The 25,800-nt window shown below is 74.1% G+C and carries 22 protein-coding genes and 1 pseudogene; 10 read left to right on the top strand and 13 right to left on the bottom strand.

The window, feature by feature from the left end:
- Positions 1-5 precede the first annotated feature (5 nt).
- Together Prum_RS52590 and Prum_RS52585 are read left to right on the top strand one after the other, a co-directional pair.
- Positions 6-653: pseudogene (locus Prum_RS52590) on the top strand (aminotransferase class V-fold PLP-dependent enzyme); the annotation flags it as partial.
- Positions 566-1,171 carry an aminotransferase class V-fold PLP-dependent enzyme gene (locus Prum_RS52585; protein WP_246278683.1) on the top strand — a complete coding sequence of 202 codons (606 nt, stop codon included), beginning with the start codon at positions 566-568 and terminating at the stop codon, positions 1,169-1,171. The pseudogene Prum_RS52590 and the gene Prum_RS52585, both read left to right, overlap by 88 nt.
- Here Prum_RS52585 and Prum_RS37870 read toward each other — a convergent pair.
- Entirely contained in the window at positions 1,160-2,362 is a 1,203-nt protein-coding gene (locus Prum_RS37870) for a S8/S53 family peptidase (protein WP_173081493.1), read from the bottom strand. The two genes, Prum_RS52585 and Prum_RS37870, sit on opposite strands and share 12 nt — an antisense overlap.
- A gap of 99 nt (positions 2,363-2,461) precedes the next feature.
- On the opposite strand from Prum_RS37870, the gene Prum_RS37865 reads away from it, so the two are divergent.
- Positions 2,462-5,038, top strand: a complete 2,577-nt coding sequence (locus Prum_RS37865; RefSeq protein ID WP_173081491.1) for a CHAT domain-containing tetratricopeptide repeat protein — start codon at positions 2,462-2,464, stop codon at positions 5,036-5,038.
- Positions 5,039-5,545: 507 nt separating this feature from the next.
- Here the strand turns inward: Prum_RS37865 and Prum_RS37860 are convergent.
- From Prum_RS37860 to Prum_RS52575, 8 genes are all read right to left on the bottom strand, one after another.
- Positions 5,546-6,121, bottom strand: coding sequence for an RNA polymerase sigma factor (locus Prum_RS37860; RefSeq protein WP_371871320.1), 576 nt, complete (start codon positions 6,119-6,121; stop codon positions 5,546-5,548).
- 128 nt (positions 6,122-6,249) lie between these two features.
- The gene (locus Prum_RS37855; RefSeq protein WP_173081487.1) at positions 6,250-7,032 is read right to left on the bottom strand and encodes an ABC transporter permease; all 783 of its coding nucleotides are present in this window, start codon (positions 7,030-7,032) and stop codon (positions 6,250-6,252) included.
- The gene (locus tag Prum_RS37850; protein WP_173081485.1) at positions 7,029-7,994 is read right to left on the bottom strand and encodes an ATP-binding cassette domain-containing protein; all 966 of its coding nucleotides are present in this window, start codon (positions 7,992-7,994) and stop codon (positions 7,029-7,031) included. The genes Prum_RS37855 and Prum_RS37850 overlap by 4 nt, the downstream gene beginning before the upstream one ends.
- Positions 7,995-8,025: 31 nt before the next feature.
- Positions 8,026-11,031, bottom strand: coding sequence for an AfsR/SARP family transcriptional regulator (locus Prum_RS37845; protein WP_246278362.1), 3,006 nt, complete (start codon positions 11,029-11,031; stop codon positions 8,026-8,028).
- 294 nt (positions 11,032-11,325) lie between these two features.
- Positions 11,326-11,883: a hypothetical protein gene (locus tag Prum_RS37840; RefSeq protein ID WP_173081474.1), complete on the bottom strand. Its 558-nt coding sequence runs from the start codon at positions 11,881-11,883 to the stop codon at positions 11,326-11,328.
- Entirely contained in the window at positions 11,880-12,401 is a 522-nt protein-coding gene (locus Prum_RS37835; protein WP_173081473.1) for a methylated-DNA--[protein]-cysteine S-methyltransferase, read from the bottom strand. Before Prum_RS37835 ends, Prum_RS37840 begins: the two co-directional genes overlap by 4 nt.
- Positions 12,402-12,545: 144 nt before the next feature.
- Positions 12,546-13,496, bottom strand: a complete 951-nt coding sequence (locus Prum_RS52580) for a glycoside hydrolase family 43 protein (RefSeq protein ID WP_246278361.1) — start codon at positions 13,494-13,496, stop codon at positions 12,546-12,548.
- Positions 13,439-13,960: an RICIN domain-containing protein gene (locus tag Prum_RS52575; RefSeq protein ID WP_246278360.1), complete on the bottom strand. Its 522-nt coding sequence runs from the start codon at positions 13,958-13,960 to the stop codon at positions 13,439-13,441. The genes Prum_RS52580 and Prum_RS52575 overlap by 58 nt, the downstream gene beginning before the upstream one ends.
- 252 nt (positions 13,961-14,212) lie before the next feature.
- Here Prum_RS52575 and Prum_RS37825 point away from each other — a divergent pair, with 252 nt between their 5' ends.
- Entirely contained in the window at positions 14,213-14,869 is a 657-nt protein-coding gene (locus Prum_RS37825; RefSeq protein WP_173081471.1) for a response regulator transcription factor, read from the top strand.
- A gap of 12 nt (positions 14,870-14,881) precedes the next feature.
- Complete coding sequence (locus tag Prum_RS37820; RefSeq protein ID WP_173081469.1) at positions 14,882-16,261, top strand: sensor histidine kinase; 1,380 nt, start codon at positions 14,882-14,884, stop codon at positions 16,259-16,261.
- Here Prum_RS37820 and Prum_RS37815 read toward each other — a convergent pair.
- Positions 16,251-17,240, bottom strand: a complete 990-nt coding sequence (locus Prum_RS37815) for a TAXI family TRAP transporter solute-binding subunit (protein WP_173081467.1) — start codon at positions 17,238-17,240, stop codon at positions 16,251-16,253. The genes Prum_RS37820 and Prum_RS37815 overlap by 11 nt on opposite strands.
- Before the next feature lie 199 nt (positions 17,241-17,439).
- On the opposite strand from Prum_RS37815, the gene Prum_RS37810 reads away from it, so the two are divergent.
- Positions 17,440-18,072 carry a hypothetical protein gene (locus Prum_RS37810; protein WP_173081466.1) on the top strand — a complete coding sequence of 211 codons (633 nt, stop codon included), beginning with the start codon at positions 17,440-17,442 and terminating at the stop codon, positions 18,070-18,072.
- 322 nt (positions 18,073-18,394) lie between these two features.
- Here Prum_RS37810 and Prum_RS37805 read toward each other — a convergent pair whose 3' ends face one another.
- Genes Prum_RS37805 through Prum_RS37795 form a run of 3 tightly spaced genes read right to left on the bottom strand, consistent with a single transcriptional unit; the run spans position 18,395 to position 20,120 of the window.
- Positions 18,395-18,799: a hypothetical protein gene (locus tag Prum_RS37805; protein WP_173081465.1), complete on the bottom strand. Its 405-nt coding sequence runs from the start codon at positions 18,797-18,799 to the stop codon at positions 18,395-18,397.
- A 24-nt stretch (positions 18,800-18,823) separates the two neighbouring features.
- Entirely contained in the window at positions 18,824-19,270 is a 447-nt protein-coding gene (locus Prum_RS37800) for an ATP-binding protein (RefSeq protein WP_173081464.1), read from the bottom strand.
- Positions 19,257-20,120 (bottom strand): MEDS domain-containing protein, encoded by an 864-nt coding sequence (locus Prum_RS37795; RefSeq protein WP_173081462.1) that lies wholly within the window; start codon positions 20,118-20,120, stop codon positions 19,257-19,259. Before Prum_RS37795 ends, Prum_RS37800 begins: the two co-directional genes overlap by 14 nt.
- A 104-nt stretch (positions 20,121-20,224) precedes the next feature.
- Here Prum_RS37795 and Prum_RS37790 point away from each other — a divergent pair, with 104 nt between their 5' ends.
- Genes Prum_RS37790 through Prum_RS37775 form a run of 4 tightly spaced genes read left to right on the top strand, consistent with a single transcriptional unit; the run spans position 20,225 to position 25,678 of the window.
- Positions 20,225-22,765 carry a winged helix-turn-helix domain-containing protein gene (locus Prum_RS37790; RefSeq protein WP_173081460.1) on the top strand — a complete coding sequence of 847 codons (2,541 nt, stop codon included), beginning with the start codon at positions 20,225-20,227 and terminating at the stop codon, positions 22,763-22,765.
- A gap of 55 nt (positions 22,766-22,820) precedes the next feature.
- On the top strand, positions 22,821-23,501 hold the full coding sequence (locus Prum_RS37785) for an SDR family NAD(P)-dependent oxidoreductase (protein ID WP_173081458.1): 681 nt from the start codon (positions 22,821-22,823) through the stop codon (positions 23,499-23,501).
- Positions 23,498-25,090: an MFS transporter gene (locus tag Prum_RS37780; protein ID WP_173081456.1), complete on the top strand. Its 1,593-nt coding sequence runs from the start codon at positions 23,498-23,500 to the stop codon at positions 25,088-25,090. The genes Prum_RS37785 and Prum_RS37780 overlap by 4 nt, the downstream gene beginning before the upstream one ends.
- Before the next feature lie 36 nt (positions 25,091-25,126).
- The gene (locus tag Prum_RS37775; RefSeq protein WP_173081454.1) at positions 25,127-25,678 is read left to right on the top strand and encodes a DsbA family protein; all 552 of its coding nucleotides are present in this window, start codon (positions 25,127-25,129) and stop codon (positions 25,676-25,678) included.
- Positions 25,679-25,800: the final 122 nt, after the last annotated feature.

Here is a 25,800-nt window from a genome sequence, read left to right as displayed (position 1 = left end):
CCACTGTGACCTTGGACGTTGAGCGGGCGCGGCGGGAGACGCCCGGGTGCGCGCACGTCGTACACCTCAACAACGCCGGCGCGGCGCTCCCGCCCGCCGCGGTGACCGACGCCGTCGTCGACCACCTGCGCCTGGAGGCGCGGATCGGCGGGTACGAGGCGGCCGCCGCCGCCTCGCCCGCCGTGGAGAACGCGTACACCGCGATCGCCCGCCTCCTCGGGTGCGGGCCGCACGAGGTCGCGGTCATCGAAAACGCCACCCGCGCGTGGGACATGGCGTTCTACGCGCTGCGCTTCCGGCCCGGCGACCGCATCCTGACCGCCCGCAACGAGTACGCCAGCAACGTCATCGCGCTCCTGCAGGTGGCCGCGAGGACCGGCGCCCGGATCGAGGTGCTGGACACCGACGAGCACGGCCAGCCGTCCCTTGTGGACCTTTCCCGGCGGGTCGAGGGCGCCGCGCTGGTCGCCATCACGCACGTGCCCACGCACAGCGGGGTGGTCAACCCGGTCGCCGAGATCGGCGCGCTGACCCGGGCGGCCGGCGTGCCGTACCTGCTCGACGCGTGCCAGTCCGCCGGCCAGTTGCCGCTCGACGTCGGCGAGATCGGCTGCGACATGCTGGCCGCGACCGGTCGCAAGTTCCTGCGCGGGCCGCGCGGCACCGGCTTCCTGTACGTCTCGGAGCGGCTCGTCGAGCGCCTCGAACCGCCGTTCCTGGACCTGCACGCGGCCACCTGGACGGCCCCGACGAGTACGTCATCCGCCCGGACGCCCGGCGCTTCGAGACCTGGGAGACCAACTACGCCGGCAAGATCGGCCTCGGGGTGGCGGTGGACTACGCGCTCGGCTGGGGCCTTCCCGCGATCGAATCCCGGGTCACCGCGCTGGCCGCGCTGCTCCGGGAACGGCTGGCCGCACTGCCCGGCGTCACCGTACGCGACGAGGGCGTGCGGCGCTGCGGCATCGTCACGTTCACCGTGGACGGTGAGCCGGCCGAGCGCGTGCGGGACCGGCTCGCGGCGGCCAGGATCAACACGAGCGTGTCCCCCATCACGTACGCCCGCTACGACCTGGCCGCCCGCGGCCTGCCCGACCTGGTCCGCGCCTCGGTGCACTACTACAACACCGAGGACGAGCTGGACCAACTGTGCACGCAGCTACGGCAATAGCACCGCTCCGACGCCCGGCACCGCCTGCTCCCGCGCCTGCGCGAGCAGGGCGGCCGCCGCGGCCCGGCCGTTCTCGCCGGTGCGCGACATGCGCGCGGCGATCAGGCCGGCGACGAGCGGCGTGGAGAACGACGTGCCGCTCCACATCGCCATGCCGGAGAACTGCTCCACCCGCCCGACGTGCGGCGGCTCCTGGTAGGTGAACTTCCCGTTCGGGAACGCGTTGACCAGGTCCTGGCCCGGCGCGTACACGTCGACCCAGCCGCCGAAGTTGCTGAAGTCGGCCCGGCTGCGCCCGTCCGGGGCCAGCGCGCCGACCGACACCGTGTACGGCGAGGCCGCCGGCCAGAAGAACGACCGCTCGCCGTCGTTGCCGGCCGCCACCACCAGCGCCACGCCCTTGTAGTGGCTGAGCCTGTTCTCCCAGAAGACGTTGAACGCCAGCAGCCCGCCGTTCTGCGCGCGGGTACCGGCCGACATGCTGATGATGTCGGGGAACTCCTCGTGCAACGCCCGGTCCAGGTTTTGCACGAGGGTCGACTCCCAGGTGGCGCCGGCCCGCGGGAAGTAGTTCAGCACCCGCACCTCCGCGCGCGGGGCGACCGACCGCACCACGCCGGCGATGAACGTGCCGTGTCCCGCGTACGGCTCCAGCGTCCGGGGCGGGCCGGCCTTGACCAGCCGATCCTGCTCGCCGGTCACACCGTGCAGCCAGTGCGCCTTCGGCTGCATCGTGTTGTCCAGCCCGGTGTCGATGACCAGCACCTTCACCCCGGCGCCCGCGCCCGGGTCGGCCGCCGGCGGCGGGACCGGCGAGCCACCCGCCGACACCGGCTCCGGTTCGTTGGCCGGGCAGTTGGCGGCGTCCCCGGAGATGTGTACGACGTAGTCCGGCGCCGCACACCCGGAGCCGAGGCCGGCGATGTTGAGGTTTTCCTCCCCGTCGCGGATCACCCGCAGCGCGTCCAGGGTTTCGAGCCCGTCGAGGCGGAGCAGCCGGACCCCGGCGACCACCCGCTCGACGTCCGGGACATCGGTGGGCCGCGTCCGCGGCACGCCGATGCTCTCGCTGTACCGCAGCAGGATCTGGCGCGCCGGCTCCAGGTACTGCTCGCGGACCAGGATGTGCTTCTTCCGGTACAGGTACTGCATCTCCGGCGGGTCACCGTCGTTGCGGCCGACGCCCACCACGTCCCGCCCCCAAGCTGCCGGATGATGTGGTCGGCCTGAATCTGCTGCTTCGACCGCGCGTTGTCGGCCATTGCGTCCTCCCCCTCTACGATGATTCCCGTGGACGAGCCCCTGCTCGCGCTGGCGGTGTCCCGGCCGGCCGACGCTATCGCCAAGGCCGTCGCTTTGCTGTCCCAAAAGCCCGACGCGGGCACCCGGTCTATCGCCCATCAGGCCCGCGCGATCGTCCTGCGCGACTCCGGGCGGGTCGACGAGGCGATCGCCGAGCTGCGGGCGGCCCTGCGCGCGGCCAAGCGGTCCGGTTCGCCCGGCCGCGCGGTCGACGTACAGGCCACGCTGGGCCTGACCCTCGGGCTCGCCGGGCGCACGTCGCTGGGTCTGGCCACATTGGACACCGCCGTCGCGGGCAGCACCGGCGTCCTCGCCGGCCGGGTGCTGATGCGCCGGGCCAGCCTGCTGCGCCTGCTCGGCAAGTACGACGAGGCGCTGACCGACCTGCGGCGGGCGATCGGCCTGCTGCGCCGCGGCGGCGACCGGATCTGGGAGGCGCGCTCCCGCACCCACCGGTTCCTCGTGTACGCCGCCCTCGGCCAGGCCGCCCGCGGCGACCGCGACCTGGCGACCGCCGAACGCCTGCTCACCTCGGCCGGGCAGGAGATGGAGTCGGCGATGGTCGTGCACAACCGCGCCGACCTGGCCCTGCAGGGCGGCGACGTGCCGCGGGCGCTCGGCTTCCTGGACGAGGCGGCCGAGCGGTACGCGGCCATCGGCGTCGTCCGCCCGAACCTCGCGATCGACCGGTGCGCGGTGCTGCTCGCGGCTGGCCTGCCCGCCGAGGCGGTCGCGGTGGCCGACGCGGCGGTCCGCCGGGCCCGGTCCACCGGCGAGGCGACCAAGCTGGCGGAGCTGCTGCTGTCCGCCGCGCGCGCGGCGGTGGCGGCCGGGCAGCCCCGCGACGCCGCCGAGCGGGCCGCGTCCGCCCGCGACCTCTTCCGCCGGCAAGGCCGCCGCTGGTGGCAGGCCAGGGCCGCGTTCGTCGTCGTGCAGTCCCGGTACGCCGCGGGCGAGCGCGGCGGGCGGCTCCTTAGCCAGGCCACCCGGCTCGCCCACGAGCTGGACGCGGTACGGGCCGAGGAGGCGCCGGCGGCGCACCTGCTCGCCGGCCGGGTCGCCGCCGAGCTGGGCCGCGCCGCCGACGCCGACGCGCACCTGGCCCGGGCGGCGCGGTTCCGGCACCGGGGCCCCACGTTCGGGCACGCCGCCGGCTGGCTCGCGCACGCGATCCGGGCGCAGAGCCACGGCGCCACCGCGGCCACCCTGGTCGCCTGCCGGCGCGGGCTGGACGCCGCCGCCGAGCACCAGCGCACGCTCGGGGCGCCGGAGCTGCGCGCGCACGCCGCCGCGTACGGCACCGAACTGGTCGCCATCGCGCTGCGGCACGCCGTCCGCCGGGGCGACGCCCGGATGCTGCTCGGCTGGACCGAACGCTGGCGGGCCAGCGCGCTCGCCGTACCCCCGGCTCTGCCGCCCGACGACCCGGAGCTGACCGCGGAGCTCGGGGCGCTGCGCGACGTCGTACGCCGGCTGGATGGTGCGCACGCGGAGGGTGCGCCCACCGCGCGCCTGGAGCAGGACCGGGGCCGGCTGGAGGCCGCGATCCGGTCGCGGACCCGGCGCGCGGCCGGCGCGTCGGCCGGTCAGCTCTCCCGCTTCGACCTGGCGGCGCTGCTGGACGGCCTCGGCGACCACCAGCTCGTGGAGATCACCGCGGTGGACGGCGTCCTGTACGCGACGACCGTGGTCGGCAAGCGGGTCCGCATGCACCGGATCGGGGCGGTCGCCGACGCGGTCCGGGAGGTGGACTTCGCCCGGTTCACGCTGCGCCGGCTCGCCCACGGCCGGCCGCCGCTCGGGGCGCTGGACATGCTCGACCGCACCGGCGTGGCCCTGCAGCGGGCCCTGCTCGGCCCGGTCACGGTCGGCGATGGGCCGGTGGTCGTGGTGCCACCGGCGCAGCTGCACGCCGTACCGTGGGCGCTGTTGCCGGCGCTGCGCCGGGCGCCGCTGACGGTCGCCCCGTCGGCCGCCACCTGGCTGCGCGCGGGCGCGGTGCCGGCGCCGCGACGCCGCCGGGTCGCCCTGGTCGGCGGCCCCGGCCTTGCGGCGACCTCGGTCGAGGTGAAGCAGGTCGCGGCCGGCTACCCGGACCCGGTCGTGCTGAGCGACGGCGCCGCCACCGCGGCCGCCACGCTGGCCGCCCTCGACGGGGCGTGGACCGCGCACATCGCCGCGCACGGCACGTTCCACCGGGAGAACCCGCTCTTCTCCGCGCTCGCCCTCGACGACGGCCCGCTCATGGTGTACGACCTGGGCCGGCTCCGGCGGGCGCCGGTGCGGCTGGTGCTGTCCAGTTGCGAGTCCGGCGTCGCCGGCCCGGTCGCGGCCGACGAGCTCCTGGGCATGGTCAGCGCGCTGGTGCCGCTGGGCACCACGAGCCTGCTGGCCAGCGTCGTGCCGGTCAACGACACCGCCACGACCCCGCTGATGGTGGGCTTTCACGAGCGGCTGCGGGCCGGCGACTCGTTCGGCGCGGCGCTCCTCGCGGCTCGCGGCGAGGCCGCCGACGATCCGGTCGCCACCGCGACGGCCCTCTCCTTCCTCGCCCTCGGCCGCTGACGTCATGACCTCGTCGGGCTCACGGCGTGATCCACGCGGTCCGCACCAGGTCTCCGGTCGCGGACCGGTAGCGCAGGCGGACCGGACCGGCGGGTAGGTCCTCGACGGCGAAGCGGCCCAGGTCGTCAACGGCGACCGGGCGGCTCGTGCCGTCGCCCTGCTCAAGGGTGCACTCGGCGACGGGGCGCCGCTGAACTGGCCGATCAACCTCAGCCCGCCGCCGGACGGGCTGAGGTCGAGGTCGACCTGGACGCCACCCCCCTCGTACGACACCAGGCGGCTCTCCGTCTCGCGGGCGGGACCGCGGACGGCCTCGAAGGACCGGCCCAGGTCGGCGTCCGCGGAGTCGGCGACGAGCCGAGCCAGCTCGTGGTCGAGGTTTCGGGTCGTGATCGCGGCCCGCGCCGCGGCGACCACCACGGCGGGTACGGGGTCCGCCTCGCCGGCGACCCGGCGCAACTCGGCGATCAGAACGTCGTCATCGTCGGAGGTCATGGGGGTGCCTCCTCATGCGTTTCCGGGGGAAGGGGCTTCGAACGGGTGCGCACCGCGAAACATGATCTTGCGGAGCGCGTCGAGGCACCGGCGCCGCGTGGGGCCGATGCCGCCGATGGGCATGTCGAGTGCTTCCGACACCTCCGCGTACGACGGCGCCGGGTCGGCCATCAGCACCCGCAGCAGGGCCTGGCACCGGGGGCCCAGCGCGCGGAACGCCCGCCACAGCGCCGCGTCCCGCTCTTGCCGCAGGAGCGCGTCGTCGAGCGGGGCGGCGTCGTCGGGGATCAGGTCCCACCCCTCGGCGGCGACCGTACGGTTGCGCCGCCGCAGGATGGCCAGGCACTCCCGGCGGATCGTGGTGGCCAGCCACGCGCCGACCCGATCCGGGTCGCGCAGCGTGTCCAGCCCTTCCACGAGGTGCAGCCAGGTGGTCTGCACGGCGTCCGCGGCGTCCGCCTCGGACAGCCGCATGCCGCGGGCCACCGACCAGAGGAGGTTGACGTACCGGTCGGTCAGGGCGACCCACGCGGCCTCGTCACCGGCGCGCACCCGCTCGACGAGTTCGCGCGCGCCAGCCTCGCTCAACGGATCCATTCCATCCCCCAGGTTCGCCGGAACCATTCTGGCGAAGGGGGGACCAGCAAGTCCACGCGAAACGGATCCTGACATCACGCAAACAAGAGCAGCGACGCCCGAGCCTGATACAGACACTGTCAGCGGCTGAGCCGCCGGTACCGGCGTACCGCGAGCGGCGCGAAGACCGCGATGAGCACCACCGGCCAGGTCACGGCAAGCAGCAGCGGGTGCTGCGCCACCCACGAGTCGCCTCCGGCGCTCGGGTTGCCGAAGAGCTCGCGGCTCGCCGCCACGGTGGCCGAGAGCGGGTTCCACGCCGAGATCGCGCCGAGCCAGCCCGGCATGAGGTCGGGTGCCACGAAGACGTTGGAGATCGCGGTCAGCGGGAAGGCCAGCGGAAACACGATGATCGGTACGACGTCCGGGTTGGGCACGACCAGTCCCATGTAGATGCCCATCCAGGTCAGCGCGACCCGCAGCAGCAGGATGAGCCCGACCGCGACCAGCGCGTCGACCACGCCGTCGCGCCAGCGCCAGCCAACCAGCAGGCCACATACCACCAAAGTGGACATTTCAAGCAGGGCGCGCATCAGGTCGGCGCCGCTGCGCCCGGTCAGCAGCGCGGATCGGGCCACCGGCATCGACCGGAACCGGTCCACCACGCCCCTGTTGACGTCCAGCGCCACGGCGTTCGCGGTGGCGCCGAGGCCGTACAGCATGGTCATCACGAAGATGCCGGGCAGCAGGTACTCGCGATAGTTGCCGCCACCGGGCACCGCCATGCCGCTGCCGAAGACGTACCCGAAGACCAGCACGAACATGATGGGCAGGGAGAAGTAGATGACGATCTCCTCCGGCGCCCGCACCACGTGGGCCATGTTGCGCCGGGTCATCGTCCAGCCATCCACCAGGGCGGTCATGCCGCCACCTCCTCGCGCACGCGGTCGCCGGTCAGGTGCAGGAACGCCTCGTCGAGGGTCGGCCGGCGCAGGCCGATGTCCTCGACCCCGATGCCGGCGTCCTGCAACGCCCGCATCACGCCCGCCAGCGCGGCCACCCGGTCGGTGACCGGCGCGCCGAGCCGGCGTACGTCGATGTCGACCGCTGGCGTGGCCAAGCAGATCTCCCGGATGATCCCGGCGGCGGCGCCCAGGTCGGCCGCGTCGTGCACGACCACCTCCAGCCGGTCCGCGCCGATCCTCGACTTCAGCTCGTCCGGCGTGCCCTCGGCGACCACGTGGCCGGCGTCGACCACCGAGATCCGGCCGGCCAACTGGTCGGCCTCCTCCAGGTACTGCGTGGTGAGCAGCACCGTCGTGCCGCCGGCGACCAGCTCGCGGACCGCGTCCCAGAGCTGGTTGCGGCTGCGCGGGTCGAGGCCGGCGGTGGGCTCGTCGAGAAAGAGGACCTGCGGGGTCCGGATGAGGCTGGCGGCCAGGTCGAGCCGGCGGCGCATCCCGCCGGAGTACTCCCTGGCCGACTTGTCCGCCGCGTCCGCCAGCCCGAACCGGTCCAGCAGCTCGTCGGCCCGCTGCCGGGCGGCCCGCGGGCGCAGGTGGTAGAGGCGTCCGAAGAGGACCAGGTTCTGCCGGCCGCTGAGGATCTCGTCGACCGCGGCGTACTGCCCGGTCATGGCGATCAGGTCGCGGATCCGCTCCGGCTGGCGCGCCACGTCGTACCCGGCGACGAGGGCCCGGCCGCCGTCGAAGCGCAGCAGCGTGGACAGGATCCGCACCGCCGTGGTCTTGCCGGCGCCGTTCGGCCCCAGCAGCCCGTACACCGTGCCGGCCGGCACGCTCAGGTCGAAACCGTCGAGGGCGGTGGTCGCGCCGTACCGCTTGCGCAGCCCCTCGGCGACCACCGCGGGTGTCTCTGTCGTCATGCGGCTTACGGTCGCGGGCGGCGCTGACCGGTCACGCACCGTCCGCTGACAGCGCCCTGATCGCCTCCTCGCGGGTCATCGCGACGCCGCGGGCGAAGGCCGCGGCGTCGCCCGCCCGCTCCCGCCCGGCGTCCGCGTCCACCGCGCCCAGGGCGGCGCCCGCGCCGAGCAGCAGCGCGGCCCGCTCGCCCTCCGCGAGGCCGACCAGTCCCTCGACCGCGTCGGTCAGCGCGAACATGCTGCGCGTGCCGGCGGTGCCGGCCAACCCGCGCCGATACCAGGCACGCGCCGCGGCCGGGTCACCCTCCGCCTCCGCGATCCGACCAAGCGCCACGTGTACGGCGAACCGCGTCGCCTCCGCGCTGAACCACCCGGTCGGGCACTCGGCGAGCGCCGTCTCGCAGAGCGTCCGGGCCCCGGCCAGGTCGCCGCGGCGCCGGGCTACCTCGCCGAGCCCCAGGTGGGCCGCCGCCAGCAGCTCCAGCGCGCCCGACCGCCGGGCGTGGGCCACCGCCTGGAGGTAGTCGTCCCGCCCGCCATCCAGGTCGCCGGCGTACACCCGCCCGTCCGCGCGGATGCGCAGCAGGTCGGCGATGTCCACCGTGGAGTCCAGGGCCTCGGCCAGGCGCAGCGCCTCGCCCATCGGGGCGGCCGCCGCGGCGTGGTCGCCCCGCCAGTCGGCGAACTCGGCCAGCGCGGACAGGGCGACCATCATGCCCCAGCGCTCCCCCAGCGCCCGGAACCCGGCGAGCGCGGTGGCGATCTCCCGCTCGGCGGACTCGACGCGCCGGTAGTACAGCAGCGTCAGCCCGACGCCGATCGACCCCAGCGCCAGGATCCACGGATCCACGCCGAGCATGTCGCCCCACAGCTCGAGCATCTCGTTGCCGGACATGGGCCCGCCCTCCGGCGGCCCGGTGGCCAGCGCCGACAGGTACAGCAGGAACGGCTGCGCCGGCGGGCGATCGAGCTTGGGCAGGACCTCGCCGGCCGCCCAGACGCTGACCGGCAGCTGCGGGCACCCGGCCCCGCCCAACGAGGCGGTCAGCGCGCACAGCGCGTACTCCTCCGCCAGGCCGGGCGGTGGCTCGGTCCCGACCTGCGCCAACAACCGTGTGGCCAGCGCCGCGCTCTCCGTACGCAGGCCGCGCAGCCACCAGTAGAACGCCAGCGCCGCGACCAGCCGCAGCGCCGCCGGCGGGTCGTCGGCGGTCGCCCGGCGCAGCGCCGCGTGCAGGTTGTCGCGGTCCGCGTCCAGGCGGCGCAGCCACTCCAACTGCTCGGCGCGGCGCAGGTGCGGGTCCGCGGTCCGGGCCAGATCCAGGAAATACGCCGCGTGCGCGGCCCGCAGCTCCGCGATCTCGCCGGCCTCGGCCAGCCGCTCGGCGCAGAACGCCCGCACGGTCTCCAGCATCCAGTACCGGTCACCGGTCGCCACCACGAGCGACTTGTCGACCAGGCCGGTGAGCACGTCGACGTCCGCGCCGCACACCGCCTCGGCCGCGGCGAGCGTGGCCCCGCCCGCGAAGACCGTCAGCCGGCGGGCCAGCCGCTGCTCGGCCGCGTCCAGCAGATCCCAGCTCCACCCCACCACCGCCCGGAGCGTCTGGTGCCGCGGCTCGGCGGTGCGGCTCCCCCGGTTCAGCAGGCGAAACCGGTCGTCCAGGCGGGCCGCGACCTCCGCGACCGGCAGCGCCCGCAGCCGCGCCGCGGCCAGCTCGATGGCCAGCGGCAGACCGTCGAGGGTACGGCAGATCCGCAGCACCGCATCGTGGTTGTCGTCGACCGCGAAACCGGGTGCCACGTCGGCGGCCCGATCGGCGAAGAGCCGCACCGCCGGGTACACCACCAGCGCGTCCACGGCGTCCGGCGGCGGCACGGCGAGCCCGACGACCGGGCAGAGCGCCTCGCCGGTCAGGCCGAGCGGCTCCCGGCTGGTGGCCAGGATCCGCAGCCCGGGACAGGCACCGAGCAGCCGAGCGGCCAGCCGGGCGGCGTCCGCGACGACGTGCTCGCAGTTGTCCAGCACGATCAGCAGCCGGCGGTCGGCGAGCGCCGCGACCAGCCGTTCGGTGGCGTCCCGCCGGTCCGCCGTGCCGCGCAGGCCGGCCTCCCGCAGCCCGAGCGCCGCCAACACCGCCTGCGGCACGTCCTCGCCGGGCGCCACCGGTGCCAGCTCGACCAGGCACACATCGCCGTCCTGGCGGCCGGCGGCCTCGATGGCCAGCCGGGTCTTGCCCGCGCCGCCGGGCCCGTGCAGCGTGACCAGCCGCGCCTCGCCCAGCAGCTTGCCGACCCGGCGCAGCTCCTCCTCGCGCCCGACGAAGCTGGTGAGCTGGCCCGGCAGGCGCGGCGCTCGGATCGCCTCGTCCCGCAGGATGGCGACGTGCAGCGCGGACATCTCCGGCGAGGGGTCGACGCCCAGCTCCTCGGCCAGGATCCGCCGGCCCTCCTCGTACGCGGCCAGCGCCTCGGCCTGCCGCCCGCTGCCGTGCAGCGCGCCCATGAGGTGGACCCGCAGCCGCTCCCGCAGCGGGTGCGCGGCGACCAGGTCGCGCAGCTCGGCGACCAGCCCGGCGTGCCCGCCCAGCCCCAGCTCGGCCGCGACCTTGTCCTCGACCGCACCGAGGCGCAGCTCCTCCAGCCGGGCGGCCGGCGCGGTCGCGTACGGCGCGTCCGCCAGCGCGGGACCCCGCCACAGCTCCAGCGCCTCGCCCAGCGCGGCGGCCGCCCCGGCGAGGTCACCCGCCTGCAGCGCGCGCCGCCCCTCGCCGGCGAGCCGCGCGAACCGGTGCGCGTCGACGTCGTCCCGCTCCACCGCCAACCGGTAGCCCGCCGCCGGGTCGAACTCCACCCGGGCGTACTCGCCCAGCGTCTGGCGCAGCCGGGAAACCTGCGACTGGAGCGCGTTCGCGGCGCCGGCGGGCGGGTGGTCGCCGTACAGGCCGTCGATCAGCCGCTCCGCGGGGACGAGCCGGCCCGCGTCGAGCGCCAGCAGCGCGAGCAACGCCCGTACCCGCGGCCCACCGAGCGCCAACCGCCCCCCATCGGCCCCCGCACCTCCGTCCCGCCAAGCACCCCCACCCACACCCGCATCCCCCCATCCTCCCCACCCCCGTACGCCGCCCCGCCCTCCGCCGCCCCGCCCTCCGCCGCCCCGCCCTCCGCCGCCCCGCCCGGCACGCGCCGATCAAGGACTTTGGCGTCGATCAAGGGCAAACGGTCGTGGATCGGAGATCAAAGCACGGCCGTTCGCCCTTGATCGACGCCAAAGTCCTTGATCGGCGCGAACGCCGGCCGGCCGGTCGCGACGCGCGAGGCCGGGGCGGGGTCAGTAGCGGTACGAGTTTTCGTAGTCGCCGTCGTAGTTGTTGTCTTCCTTGACGAGGTCGAAACGCCCATCGCCGTTCAGGTCGTACGACAGGCGGTCGAGTTGCCCGTCGTAGTTGCGGTCCTCGGTCATCACGTCGTACGCGCCGTCGTGGTTGCGGTCGCGCGCCTCGAGGTCCATCACGCCGTCGAAGTTGGTGTCCCGCTTGTGCAGGTCCCAGCCGGGCTGCCCGTCCAGGTCGTACGTCAGGTGGTCGAACCGCCCGTCGAGGTTGGTGTCGAGCGCCCGCACGTCCCAGCGCCCGTCCTTGTTGATGTCCTCCCACGAGGCGTCGATGACACCGTCCTCGTTGCGGTCGTCTTGGACGACGTCGAACTGCCCGTCGTAGTTGGTGTCCTGCTCGTACCGCTCGTAGTGTCCGTCGCGGTCGTAGTCGTGGACCACGTAGTCGGTGAGCCCGTCGGAGTTCGCGTCGCTGCGGATCTCCGCCGGCAGCTCCGTGTACTGGTAGTTCTCGTGGTATTCGACAACGCCGGTGTCGAACGTGAAGTCGGTCATGGGTTTGAGGTTAGAAATAGCTCGACGCCCATTGATCCCAGCATCGTGCCACCCTCCAGGTTCAGCAGGTAGCGCTTGCGCTCCAGGCCGGCGGCGTACCCGGTCAGCTTGCCGTCCGCGCCGACCACCCGGTGGCAGGGGCGCAGGATCAGCAGCGGGTTCGCGCCGACCGCGGCCGCGACCGCGCGGATCCGGTCGCGCGGCGCCCCGACGCGCTCGGCCAGCGCGCCGTACGTGGCCGTCCGGCCGTACGGGATCGCGTCGACCGCGAGCCACACCCGCCGCTGGAACGCCGTGCCGCTGGCCGCGTACGGCAGGTCGAACGCGCGGCGCTCCCCCGCGAAGTACGCCCGCAGCTGGTGCCCCGCGTCGGCGAAGGCGTCCTGGTCGCGCCGCCACTCCGGCTGTGGTCGCGCGTCCACGGCCAGGCGGGTCAGCGCCGGGCCGCCGGGACCGGCCGACCCGACCAGCAGCAGGTCCCCGAGCGGGCTGTCGAATGTCGCGTAAACGGTTGCCATGACTCAAGTCTTCGCGGCCCGCGGACGAGATGCTGGCGGGTTTCGGACGTCACGCACAGGGCCACCGCCGCCCCCGAAGCAGAGGCGGCGGTGGCAGGCGACGCGGTCAGGCGGGTTCGCCGCTTGGTACGGCGAGTGCGGTGTTCAGGGATGCGGGGGTGCCGAAGTTGGGGTGCCGTCGGCGTTCCAGGTGAATTTTTGGGCGCGGGTGGAGCGGTTCATGTCGCAGCCGCCGCTGGTGGAGCTGTTGGCGTGGTAGACGATCCAGTCTTCGGTGCCGTCGGGGGATTTGAAGAAGCCGTTGTGGCCGGGTCCGTAGACGCCGTTGGCGTTGGAGCGTTGGAAGACGGGGTTGGCTGATTTGGTCCAGGAGGAGGACAGCAGGGGGTCGCCGCCGTTGTAGGTGAGCATGCCGAGTTTGTAGTCGGGGGTGGAGCAGTGTGAGGCGGAGTAGATGATGAAGGTTCTGCCGTTGCGTTGCAGGACTTCGCCGCCTTCGTTGACCGCGCCACCCACGGTTTCCCACGAGTAGGTGGGGGTGGACAGGGTCCGGCGGGTGCCGGACGCGGTCCAGGGGTTGGACAGCGGGCGGATGAACATGGGTTGGGATCCGTTGTAGAACGTGCCGAGCAAATAGAGTTGGCCGTTGAGTTGCAGGATGCCGGGGTCGAGTTCCCAGGTGTTGTCCGCGGTCGGGTCGAGCATGTCGGCCTTGAACGTGTAGGGGCCCATCGGGTCCAGGCCGGCGCTTTCCAGCACGTGGATGCGTTGGGTGCCCAGGTTGTAGGGCTCTTGGCCGGCGGTGTAGTAGAAGTACCAGCGTTGCCCGCTCGGCCCGTTGAGCAGATGGAACTCCGGCGCCCACATCGTGCCGGCACCGTTCGGCCGGGTCAGCGTGAACAGCAACGTGTCGGGGGCGGTGCGCAGCCCACCCAGCGTGGCCGACTTGCGCATCGTGATCGTGTTGTTCCACGTCGTCGTGGCCAGGTAGTAGAAGCCGTTGTAGTACGTCAACCACGGATCCGGACCCTGCACCTTCAACGGGTTGTTGAAGGTCCCCGTAGAGGTCCCGGCGTGTACGACGGCAGCCGCCATACCCGGGCGGTCGCGGTGGTGCACGGCAGCTGCACCAAGCGGTTGTCCGCCGCCGGCGCGATGCACTTGCTGGAGTGGACGGCTACCACGTTGAACGTGTTCGTCTGGCCGGCCACGGTCACCGCCTGCAGCCGGAACCGCTGGTTGTTGTTGCTGTGGCAGGCGTACTGGATGACGGTGGCGTTGTCCGCGGTCGAGGCGCCGAAGATGTCGACGCAGCTGCCGCTCGTCAGCGTCCGGATGTTGTACGTGTTGGCGACGCCGGCGACCGGCACGAACGTGAACGACTGCCGGGCCGCGCCGGACGCGCAGGTGGCCTGGGCGAGCTGCAGCGCACTGGTGGAGGCGCCGCCCGGCACCTCGGCGCACAGCCCGGAGCCCGAGTTGACGGCGGTACTGGTGAACGTGACCTCGGCGAGGGCCGGCGTGGCGGTCAGGACGGCCGGCGCGAGCGCAGCGACCAAGACGATTGGCAACGTAAAAGAGAGGGAGGACAAGCGGGGCACTGGGCATCACATCCCGTACGTGGACGATCGCTGCCCGGCTAGTCGGCAGCACTGTACCCCACCAAGCGGCGTCCACGATAGACGTCCACCGTTACCTTCCCGTTACCGAGCAGGCCCTATGGACGCCGATACGTTGAGGGAAACATCCGTGAGCTACATTCTCGGCCGCAAGCTGGAAAGGCAAGCATGACGGGCGATGGGCGGAAGCCGATGCGGATACTGCTCGTAGAGGACGACCTGCGGGTGACGGCGGTCATGACGTCGATGCTGCAACGGCGCGGGTACGACGTGGAGCACGCCGCGACGGCCAGTGCGGCTCTCGCGGCGGCCCCGTGCGACCTGGTGCTGCTGGACCTCAACCTGCCGGACGGCGACGGCGTCGACGTGTGCCGCACGCTCCGGGCGCGCAGCGCGCACCTGGGGATCATCGCCGTGACCGCGCGCGCCGAGGAGCGCGACCGCGTCACCGGGCTGCGCATGGGCGCCGACGACTACGTGGTCAAGCCGTTCTCGATGGCCGAGTTGCAGGCCCGCATCGAGGCGCTGCTGCGCCGGGCCGCCCGGCAGGCCCCGCCGCAGGAGGCCGTCGAGTGCGGGCCGCTGCGCATCGACCACGCCTGCCGGACCGTGGAGGTGAACGGCCGCGCGGTCTCGCTGACCCGCAAGGAGTTCGACATCCTGGCGTCGCTGGCCCGGCAGCCCGGCGTCGCGGTGACCCGCGAGCGCATCCTGCTGGACGTCTGGCAGACCACCTGGTCCGGCCGGCACACGCTGGAGGTCCACGTGGCGTCGCTGCGCGCCAAGCTCAGCCACCCCGACCTGGTGCAGACCGTCCGTGGAGTGGGCTACCGTCTGCGCACCGGGTAACAGGAGGCACCCTTGCGCAGGCGGCTCGTGAGCACGTACGTGCTGCTCTTGTGCTTGGTCCTGCTGGCCTTCGAGGTGCCACTGGCGGTGTCGCTGACCAACCGGGAGACGCAGCGCGTGCTCGCGGACCGGCTGGCCGACGCCACCCGGTTCGCCGCCCTCGCCGCCCCCGCGATGCGCAGCGGCGAGCTGGATTCGCTCACGGACGAGCTGCGCCGCTACCACGAGCTGTACGGCATCGGCACCATGCTGGTCGACCAGGATCAGCAGGTGTTGAGCGTGTTCGGCGCGCCGGCGCCCGACCCCGAACGCACCCAGGTCGCGATCCGCGGCGCGCTCGCCGGCCGGCAGGTCGGCACCCCGCCGACGCTCTGGCCGTGGCAGGAGCACCCGCTGGTCGTGGCCGTGCCGGTCAGCGACGGCGGCGCCGTACTCGGCACCGTGCTCACCGTCTCGCCCACCTGGCGCAACCGCCGCGAGGTCATCTCGTCGTGGCTGGAGCTGGGCCTGGTCAGCCTGCTCGCGCTCGCCGCGTGCGTCATCATGGCGCTGCGCCTGGCCGGTTGGGTGCTGCGGCCGGTGACCCGGCTCGACGCGGCCGCCCACGAGATCGGGGCGGGCGACAGCGCCGCGCGCGTCCAGCCCGGACTCGGGCCGCCGGAGCTGCGCCGGCTCTCGGCCAGCTTCAACGAGATGGCCGACGCGGTGGCCGAGGCGCTCGAACGCCAGCGCGCCTTCGTCGCCCACGCCAGCCACCAGCTGCGCAACCCGCTCACCGTGCTGCGCCTGCGCGTCGAGGACCTGGGCACCAAGCTCGTCGACGCGGACGACCGCGCCGACCACGAGATCGCCCTCGCCGAGACGGACCGGCTGGCCGACGTACTCGATGGGTTGCTCGCTCTGGCCCGGGCCGAACGCGGACAGCAGCGCGTCGAGGTCGTGGACGCGGTCGCCGTCGCGCGGCAGCGCGGCGAGGCGTGGGGGCCGCTCGTCGAACGGCGCGGCATCGAGCTGGTCACCCTCGTCCCGGACGAGCCCCGGTACGCCCGGCTCGTCGCCACCGCGCTCGACCAGTCCCTGGACGCCCTGATCGACAACGCGCTCAAGTTCACGCCGGCCGGCGGGCGGGTCGAGGTGGAGGTGGCGTCCCGGGACGGCGGCGTGGAGGTGGCCGTCCGGGACACCGGGCCGGGGATGACGCAGGAGCAGTGCCGGCTGGCGACCGAACGCTTCTGGCGCGCCCCCGACGCCCAGAACGTCGACGGCGCCGGCCTCGGCCTGCCGATCGTGACGGTGCTGGTGGAGGCGTCCGCCGGCCGCTTCACGCTGGCGCCCGCAGAATCCGGCGGCCTGGAGGCGCGGGTCTGGTTGCCGGCTGCTACTAAGGCTTGACCGACTTGAAGTAGCGGGCCGCGCCCGGATGCAACGGCACCGGCAGCGTGGCGATCGCCGAACGGATGTCGAGGCGCTCCGCCGCCGGGTGCGCGGCCGCCAGCACGTCCCGCCGCTCCATCAGCAGCCGGGCCAGGTCGAACGCCAGATCGTCCGGCATCGACGCCGGCACGACCAGCAGGTTCGGCACGGCGACCGTGGCCACCGGCGGCAGCTGGTACGCCGACGTGGGCACGTCGCGCACCACGTACACGTCGCTGTAGGCGGCGCGCAGCGGGGCGGCCCAGTCGGACAGGTCGATGATCCGGGTAGCGGACGCGCCGCTGAGCTTCTTGATCCCGGCGACCGGCAACCCGCCGGAGAAGAAGAACGCGTCGATCTCCCGGTTGGACAGCGCGCGGACCGAGTCGTCGAGGCTGAGCCGCTCCTGCCGGATCACCCCGGGCTCGGCCATGCCGGCGACCGACAGCAGCCGCCCGACGGTCACGCCGGTGCCCGAGCCGGGCGCGCCGACCGAGACCCGCCGGCCGCGCAGGTCCTGCAGCCGCGTGATCGGGCTGTCCGCGCGCACCACCAGGTGCAGCAGGTCGTCGTACACCCGGGCCAGGGCGGCCATGTTGGGCGCCGGTGAGACGCCCGAGACCAGGATGTCCGCCTGCGTGAACCCGATCTCCGCGGCGTTGCTCGACACCAGCTGCACGTTCTCCGCCGACGCCGCGGTCACCAGCACGGTCGCGTCGACCTCCGGCAGCTCCTGCTCGATGACGGACGCCAGCGCGGTGCCGACCGCGTGATAGACCGCCGTCGGGCTGCCCGTGGCGATGCGGATCTGGCGGTGCTCCGGCGTACCCCCGACGCAGGCCGCGGTGAGCGCCAGGACGATCAGGGCCTGTATCAAAGTGGGGGCCGGAGCGAGGCGAGGCCCAGGCGGCGATCCGGCGCCGCCGGTCGTCGTCTGGGTCCGCCGCAGCCCGGTCATCCACTTTGATACAGGCCCTAAACCCGACAGCGAGGCGCGGCGCGCGGCAGCGCGACGCCGGTGGGGTCTGGTGTGGGGGTCACCCAATGTCCCTCGGGTAGCGGTCCGCGCAAGTTTCCCTCAAGTCCTCGCCGCCGGTGTACCGGCCGAACGGTTCGATCGGCGACGGTGGACCCGTGACCGCCGGAAGGGGACAACCATGAACCACCAGACGGTGCCCGCCGACCTGCTGCCCGCCGCGTTCGAGTCGGCGTCGCTGATCCAGTGCACGGACGCCGGCCGCCCACCCGCGCGCCGGCGCCCCATGAGTGGAGTCGTCCACGCCCCGCGCCCCTTCGCGGAATTCGATCACGAAGACGCCGCCGGCCGCTTGGCCGGGCTGCTCGACGAGCTCGGCCTCGACGCCACCCACGAGGCGCGCATCGGGGGCGGCCGGCGGCGCTACACCGTCCAGCGGGTGCTGGTGCCACCCCGCCGCCGCGAGGACGCCGACCGGCTGCTGGCCGCCGCCTGGCACCAGGGCCGCCGCATGCTGCTGAGCACCGACCCGCTCGGCGCGTCCTCGCCGCGCAACGCCCAGCGCGTCACCCTGGCACGCGCGGCCTGGCGCGCCGCCCTGCTCGCCGGCGGCCGCCGGCTCCGTCCCGACTTTTTGGGGGTACGCCTTGGCGGTCAGGAGATGGCGGCGATCCTTGTGCGTGCGGCGCGGGTGCTCGGCGCGACCGCGACGGTCATGTCCCGCCCCGGCTGCATCCTGGTGACCGTCGCCGACCCCACCGACCGCACCCGGGTCCTCACGACCCTGACCCCCCGCCTCCCCCAAGCCGCCTAACCCCGCCCGCGCGCCCCTCCCCTCCCCGCGCCCCCTCCCCGCGCCCCCTCCCCTCCGCGCGCCGTCCGCGCGCCCCGCCTCCTCCTCCGCGTCGATCAAGGGCAAACGGCCGTGCTTCGATCTCCAAACCACGACCGTTTGCCCTTGATCGACGCGAAATCCCTTGATCGGCAAGGCGGGCAAGGCCGGAGCGGGGCAGGGCGGATTGGGCTGGGCCCACCGGTGATCATGGGGTTGGCGGTGGAGAGAGCGCTTGCCCGGACGCTAACTTCATGATCACCGCAGCGATCTGGCCCCTACCAGGTGGCGAGGCGGTACGTCGCTACGCCGACCACCAGGAGGGCGGGGATGGTGAGGACGTTGAGGGTGAGCAGGGTACGGGCGAAGGTGGGCACCGTGGCGGTGTAGCGCCCGAGGTCCATGTCGAACGGGGACACGTCGGGGCGCCGGGGCCGGCGACGATGCGGTTCGCGACCGCCCGGTACAGCTGCCGGTACAGGCGCTCCCCGCGCAGGTAGTACGCGTCGAGGCCCCAGAAGACCAGGGCCGGTACGAGGGCGATCGGCGCCAGCCCGGCGGAGCTGTCCTGGGTGCTCAGCACGGCGAGCACCACCGAGACGAGGCTGACCGACCAGCCGCGCACGGTGAACGAGTTCTGCGCCAGGCGGGTGATGATGCCCTGGATGTGGTCCAGATGCCGGAGCCGCAGTTCCTCGTCGCTGGTCATCCGCCCATTGTGGACCGGCGACGCTCAGCGGTCGATCGGGATCGCGGCGGTGACGGTGGCGCCGCGCGGGCCGGTGGTGACGTCGACGTCCCGGGACATCTGCCGGACCACCCACAGGCCGCGCCCGCCGTACGCGGTCAGGGGCGCGCGTTCGTGGCCGGCGGCGGGGTCGACGCCCGGCCCGCCGTCGCTGACCTCGCAGCGGATCACCGGCCCGTCCCGCCACAGTCGCAGCCGGCCGGCGCCGCCGCCGTGGCGGATCGCGTTGGTGGCCAGCTCGTTGGCGATCACCACGAGCTCCTCGACGGTCTCCTCGCCGGCGCCGAGCTGGGCGGCGTGGGCCGCGACGGCGGCGCGCAGGGCGTACAGGCCGTCGGCGTCGAACCGCTGGTCGAGGGCGGTCACGGCGTCCGGAGCCACCGGCGGGCTCGACCCGTCGTGGAAGCGCGCTGCGTGGTCACGGCCGACCATGGACCACCCTTACCCGAACGGCCGGCAACTCACTCGCGCCGACCAGGGCGAACATCTTGGCCACCAGGCGCGGGCCGGTGACGACCATCGAGCGGCCGGGCGGGAGCCCCGCCGCGGCCCTGCCGATCGCCGCCGCGGCGGCCGCGTCGAGGAAGCGCAGGTGTACGAGGTTGACGTGGATGTCGCCGCCGAGGCGCAGCGCCTCGGCGAGCGCGTGGTTGAGCTCCGGCAGGCGCTGGTAGTCGATCTCGCCGGCCAGCCGGATGCCGGGCGGCACGTGTTGGCGGCAGATGCGCAGCAGCGGGTCTTCGTAGTAGACGGCGGCGGCGACCGCACGCGGGTGCGCCTTGGCCGCGAAGGCGAGCGTGACCTGGTCGAAGCTCTGCCGGTCGTACTGGCAGATCGCGGTCAGCCGGCCACCGGTGAAGAGCCCGGCGACCTTGGACTCGAAGACGAGCAGCTCGTCGACCGCCGCCACCGGCTGGGTCGCCCAGCACATGTCCGCGGTGACCCGCAGCCCCGCGTACCCCTGCTGGTCGGCCATCGCCAGCTCGCCGGCCAGCACGTCGATCATCCCGGCCGCGGACGCCCGGCCGGAGCCGATCCAGGATCGCTCGTTGTCGCGCACGGTGAGCTGGCCGCGGCGTGGCGCCCGCACCTCCCGCTGCGCGAGCTCGCTGGCCAGGTCGGTCATGCCGGCCTGGTCGGTGAAGCAGACGACCTTCTGCCCCGCGCCGAGCCCGTCCCGCACGAACGCCGCCACGATGTCCAGCCGCTCCTCCGCGTCGGAGTACGTCAGGCAGGCGTGGTCGCCCGGGCTCAGGTCGTCCACCGAAACTGAACTGGTCATCGCGGTCACCATAGACGAGCTGCCCGGAATCCACCGTGCGGCCGAGCCAGAAGTGTTAGTTTTATTCGGCTTTGCCCGAGTTCGTTCCCTAGGGGGTGGAACGAATGGACGATGCCCTCCCCCTGCTGGCGTCGAAGCTCACGGCGCCGCCCCCACCCGAGGTGCTGGTCCCGCGGCCGCGGCTGACGCGGCTGCTCGACGCCGGGGTGTGCGGCCCGGTGTCGCTGATCGCCGCGCCGGCCGGCTGGGGCAAGACGGTGCTGCTGGCCTCCTGGGCCCGCGCGCAGGCGGCGGAACGCGCGGTCGGCTGGGTCTCGGTGGAGCCGAACGACGGCGCGGAGGACTTCTGGGCGTACCTCCGCGCCGCGCTCGCCACCCTGGACGTGGACAGCGGCGGCGACTCGGTACGACGGATGGCCGACGCGCTGACCCGGCTGACCCGGCCCGCCGTCGTCATCCTCGACGACCTGCACCTGGTGACCGACCCGGGCGTGCTGGACGGCCTGGACTTCCTGCTGCGGCACGCCGAGGGGCGGCTGCGGCTGGTCGTCGGGGCGCGCGCCGAACCCACGCTCGGGCTGCACCGCTGGCGCCTCGACGGCGGGCTCACCGAGCTGGCCGCCCACGACCTCGCCTTCACCCGGGAGGAGACGGCCGCCCTGCTGGCCCGCCACGGCGTACCCGCGTCCCGGCGGCAGGTCGACGACCTGCAGGTACGCACGGAGGGCTGGCCCGCGGGCCTGCGGTTCGCGGCGCGCGCGCTGCGCGCCCACCCGGACCCGGACCGGTACATCGCCGGGTTCGGCGGCGACGACCCGAGCGTGGCCGGCTACCTGGTCAACGAGGTGCTGCGCGGGCAGCCCGCCGAGGTGCGGGACGTGCTGCTGCGCACCTCGATCGCGGAACGCGTCTGGAGCGACCTCGCCGACGCGCTCACCGGGCGGCACGACGCCACTCGGGTGCTGGCCGAACTGGAGCGCACCAACGGGTTCGTGGTGCCGCTGGGGACTCGGCCGGCGGCGTACCGCTATCACCGGATGTTCGGCGAACTGTTGCGCGCCGAGCTGGGCCGGCACGCCCCGGAGCAGCTGACCGACCTGCACCGCCGGGCCGCCGCCTGGCACGCCGCGCGGGACATGTCACCGGACGCGCTCCGGCACGCGCTCGCCGCCCAGGACTGGGACCGCGCCACCAGCGTGCTGCTGCGGCACTGGCCGGAGCTGGTGCCGTACGACCGGCGGGCCGTGCCCTCCGCGCCCACGCCACCCCCGCCGCCGGACGCCGTGCGCGCCGACCCCGAGCTGGCCCTGGCGTACGCGGCGGAGCTGCTCGACGGCCGCGACCTGGCGACGGCCGACGACTACCTGCGCCTGGCGCACCGGCACCGGGACCGGCTCGCGGACGATCGCAAGCCCCGGTTCACGCTGATCGCCGCCGCGCTCCGGTTCGCGGAGGCGCAGCTCGGCGGCGACCGGGACGCGGTGCTCGGAGCCGCCCGCCGGCTCCTGGACCTGGTGCGCTTGACCGACCCGGCGGAGGCCGGCACGCGGGCCGTCGCGCTGACCGCGATCGCGGTGGCCGAGCTGGACGCCGGTGACCTGGTCGCCGCCGAGTCGGCCCTGACCAGCGGGCTCACCGACGCGCGGGACGCCGGACTGTCCCGGGCCCGGCTCGCCTGCGCCAGCCGGCTCGCCCTGGTCCGGGCGGTACGCGGCGAGCTGCGGGCCGCCGAAGAGATCGCTCGCACGGCGCTGGCCGCGCCGGCGTACTCGGAGATGGACCGTGGTTTCGCGCACCTGGCGCTGGCGGTCGTGGCCCTGCACCGCGACCGGCTGGCCGACGCGGAGGCCAACGTCGCGCTCGTGCCGCACGGGCCGGGGCCGGCGCTGGTCGCGCTCGCCGCGATGCTCCGCGCGGAGCTGCTGCGGTCCCGCGGCGATCCGGCCGCGGGCTACCGGGCGCTCGCCGCGGCCCGGGACGAGCTGGCCGAGCCTCCGCCGGGGGTGGCGCGGTGGCTGGCCACCGCGGAGGCCGAGCTGCGCACCGCGCAGGGCGACCCCGTGGCGGCGCGCGATCTGCTCGGCGGCGCGGAGGGGCATGCGGCGCGGCTCGCGCTGGCCCGCGCCCACCTGTGCGCGGGCGACCCGGTCGCCGCCGCGCGGGCGCTGCCGGCGGCGCCGGACCTCCCACTCCTGGTCCGGGTCGACGCCGGCGTGCTCGACGCGGTCGCCGCCCGCCGGGCCGGCGACCACCGCCGGGCCGCGCGCACGCTGGAGGCCGCGCTGCGGCTGGCCGAGCCGGAAGGGTTGCGGTACGTGTTCACCCGGGCGGGTCCGGAGGTACGCGAGATGCTGGCCGACCATCTCGACGCCGGTACCGCCCACTGGCCGCTGGTGTCCGCGCTGGTCGCCGCGGTCGAGCCCGGCCCGCCGGAGGCCGCCGCTCCGGCCGGCGACGCGCTGACCGACCGGGAGCTGACCGTGCTGCGCTACCTGCAGAGCATGCTGTCCAATGTGGAGATCGCGCGGGAGCTGTCGGTGTCGGTCAACACGGTCAAGACCCACGTGCGCAACATCTACCGCAAGCTGGCGGCCACCCGCCGGCGCGATGCCGTACGCCGCGGGCGCGAGCTGCGCCTCATCTAATCTCACCCAGCTTGGGTGAGCTCGCGTCACCTTTCCGGCGGTGATCCTGGCCCGTGTGAGGACTTTTGTCGTTGTCGGCGGCACCAGCGGTCTCGGGCTCGAAGTGGCCCGGATCCTCGTCCCCGACCACCGGGTCGTCGTGCTCGGCGACCAGCCCGAGGAGGTCAAGCAGGTCGCGGCCGATCTCGGCTGCGACGGCATGGCGTGCGACGTGGCCCGGTACGACCAGGTGCGGAGCGCCTTCGACGAGATCGGCGGTGAGCTGGACGGCCTGGTCCACTGCGCCGCCAGGTGGATCGGCGGCCGGCTGGAGGACCTGGCGCCGGAGGCGATCCAGCGGGCCGTCGAGGTCAACGTGCTGGGCACCGCGTACGTCCTGCGGGAGGCGCTGCGCCGCATGCACCGGCACGGCCACGGCAACATCGTGTACGTCGGCGCCGTCGCGGTGGACGTGCCGCGGCCCGGCATCCCGGTCTACCGGGCCACCAAGTGCTTCGGCGCCAGCCTGGTGGAGTCGCTCGCCCAGGCCACCGGCACGAACGGGATCAAGGTGATGCAGCTGCACCCCGGCCCGATGCCGACCCGGTTGCAGGAACGGGTGGGCGCCGAGTTTCTCGACACCGTCTACACCCCACCGGCCCAGGTGGCCCGGGAGGTCGTCCGGCTGCTGATGCTGGACGCGGACGACCCGTACGTCTCCGACCTGAGGGTGCTGCGGGCCGACGGACGGTGGTGACCGCAACGCGGGAAGGAACGGCGTGGGCGCCGCTGCGCATCGCCGCCTACCGCAACCTCTGGCTGGCCCTGCTGGCGGCCAACATCGGCACCTGGATGCAGACCGTCGGCGCCCAGTGGCTGCTGGTCAGCGAGTCGGACGCGGCCACCCCCGTCGCCCTCGTGCAGACCGCGAGCATGCTGCCGATCCTGCTGCTCGCGCTGCCCGCCGGGGTGCTGGCCGACGCGTTCGACAAGCGCCACCTGCTGATCGCCGTGCAGCTCGCGCTCGCCTGCGTCGGCCTGATCATGACCGTGCTGACCGCCACCGGGCACATGGGCGCGCCGCTGCTGCTGACGCTGACGTTCGCGCTGGGCACCGGCCAGGCGCTCACGCTGCCCGCCTGGGCGGCCTCGATCCCCGAACTGGTGCCGCGCGGCCTGTTGCGGTCCGCGTCCGCCCTGGGCTCCATCAGCGTGAACGTCGCCCGCGCGATCGGCCCGGCGGTGGCCGGCCTGCTCATCGCCGAGACGGGCGTGACCGTGGTGTTCGCCCTGAACACGGTCTCGTTCCTGGCGTTCGCCGCGGCCCTGGTGCGGTGGCGCCCCGGCGACACCCGGTCGGTCGCGGAGCCGGAACGCTTCACCGCCGCGCTGCGGGCCGGCGGCCGCTACGTGCGCCACTCCCGGGCCGTCCGCCGCCTACTGCGCCGGGTGGTGCTCTTCATCCTGCCCGGCAGCGCCCTGTGGGCGCTGCTCCCGCTGGTCGCCCGCCATCTGCTGGGGACCGGCTCACACGGGTACGGCGTGCTGCTCGGCGCGCTCGGCATCGGCGCGATCGGCGGCGGGCTCGCCCTGACGTGGGTGCGCGGCAAGGTCTCGGCCAGCCAGTTCCTGGCCACCGCCGGGTCGCTCTTCGCCGGCGTGCTGCTCGTCGTCGCCGCCGTCCGCGACCTCGCGATCGTCGCGGCGGCGCTGGTGCCCGCGGGCGCCGCCTGGGTGATCGTCCTGGCCAACCTGAACGCCGAGATGCAGCTCTTCCTGCCCGGCTGGGTACGCGCCCGCGGGCTCGCCGTCTACCAGGTCGTCTTCGCCGGCGGGCAGGCGCTCGGCGCGCTCGCCTGGGGCCTGCTCGCCGAGGCCGCCGGCCTGGTCAACGCGTTCATCGCCGCGGCGGCCCTGATGCTCCTGGACGCGATGTGGATGGCGGTCCGGCCGCTGCCCGACCTGCGCGGCGTGGACCGCGAACGCGCCACCGTCTGGCCGGAGCTGCGGATGGCGTTCGACCCGGACCCGCACGCCGGACCGGTGCTGGTCACCGCCGTCTACACGGTGCGCCCGGAACAGGAGGAGGCGTTCGTCAAGGCGATGCGGAAGGTACGCGGGTCGCGCCAGCAGACCGGCGCCATGCGGTGGGGCCTGTTCCGGGTGGGTGAGGAGCCGCAGCGGTTCGTCGAGGTCTACCAGCTCGCGTCGTGGGACGAGCACCAACGCCAGCACGGCGAACGGATGACCGGCGCGGACCAGGAGACCGAGCGGCGGGCCGTCGCCCTCGCCGAGGGCCCCGCCGACGTGCGGCACCTGCTGCCCGCGCTCACCCGTCCGGAATGAGGCGCCCTCACCCGCGCCGGTCCGACCATTTCCGACATGAGCGATCCGTTCCGATTGACAATGAGCCGGCTCCGCGGGCCGATCACCGAGGAGGACCACGTCCTCGGCAGCTCGTACGCCCCGGTCACGCTCGTGGAGTACGGCGACTACCAGTGCCCCGAGTCCGCCGCGGTGCACGTCATCGTGCAGGAGGTGCTGCGCCAGCGCCCGACCACGGTCGCGTTCGTCTTCCGGCACTTCCCGCTGACCGACGTCCACCCGTACTCCGAGATCGCCGCCGAGACCGCCGAGGCCGCCGCCGCCCGCGGGCACTTCTGGCAGATGCACGACTGGCTGTTCACCCACCAGGACCAGCTCAAGCCGCTGCACCTCGCGCTGGCCGTGGACCGGATCGGGCTGGACGTCGAGCGGATCGGCCGCGCCCTGAACGGCCACCTCTACCTGGACCGCATCCGGCGCGACTTCGGCAGCGGCGTACGCAGCGGCGTGGCCGGCACCCCGACGTTCTTCGTCAACGGCATCCGCCACGACGCCCCCAACTCCCTAGCCGCCCTCCTGACCGCCGTAGACGAAGCCGCCTCCGCGTGACCACCCCTCCCTCCCCGGTGATCAGGGAGTAGCTCGGGCGGGTCGCGGCGTGTCGACGGAGCTGCTCCCTGATCACCGCGATCTTGAGGGCCTCAGGGCCGGCGTGGGTACGCTCGCGTCAT

Source organism: Phytohabitans rumicis, from assembly GCF_011764445.1.
GTDB classification, from domain to species: domain Bacteria; phylum Actinomycetota; class Actinomycetes; order Mycobacteriales; family Micromonosporaceae; genus Phytohabitans; species Phytohabitans rumicis.
This window is presented reverse-complemented; position numbering and strand designations above follow the sequence as displayed.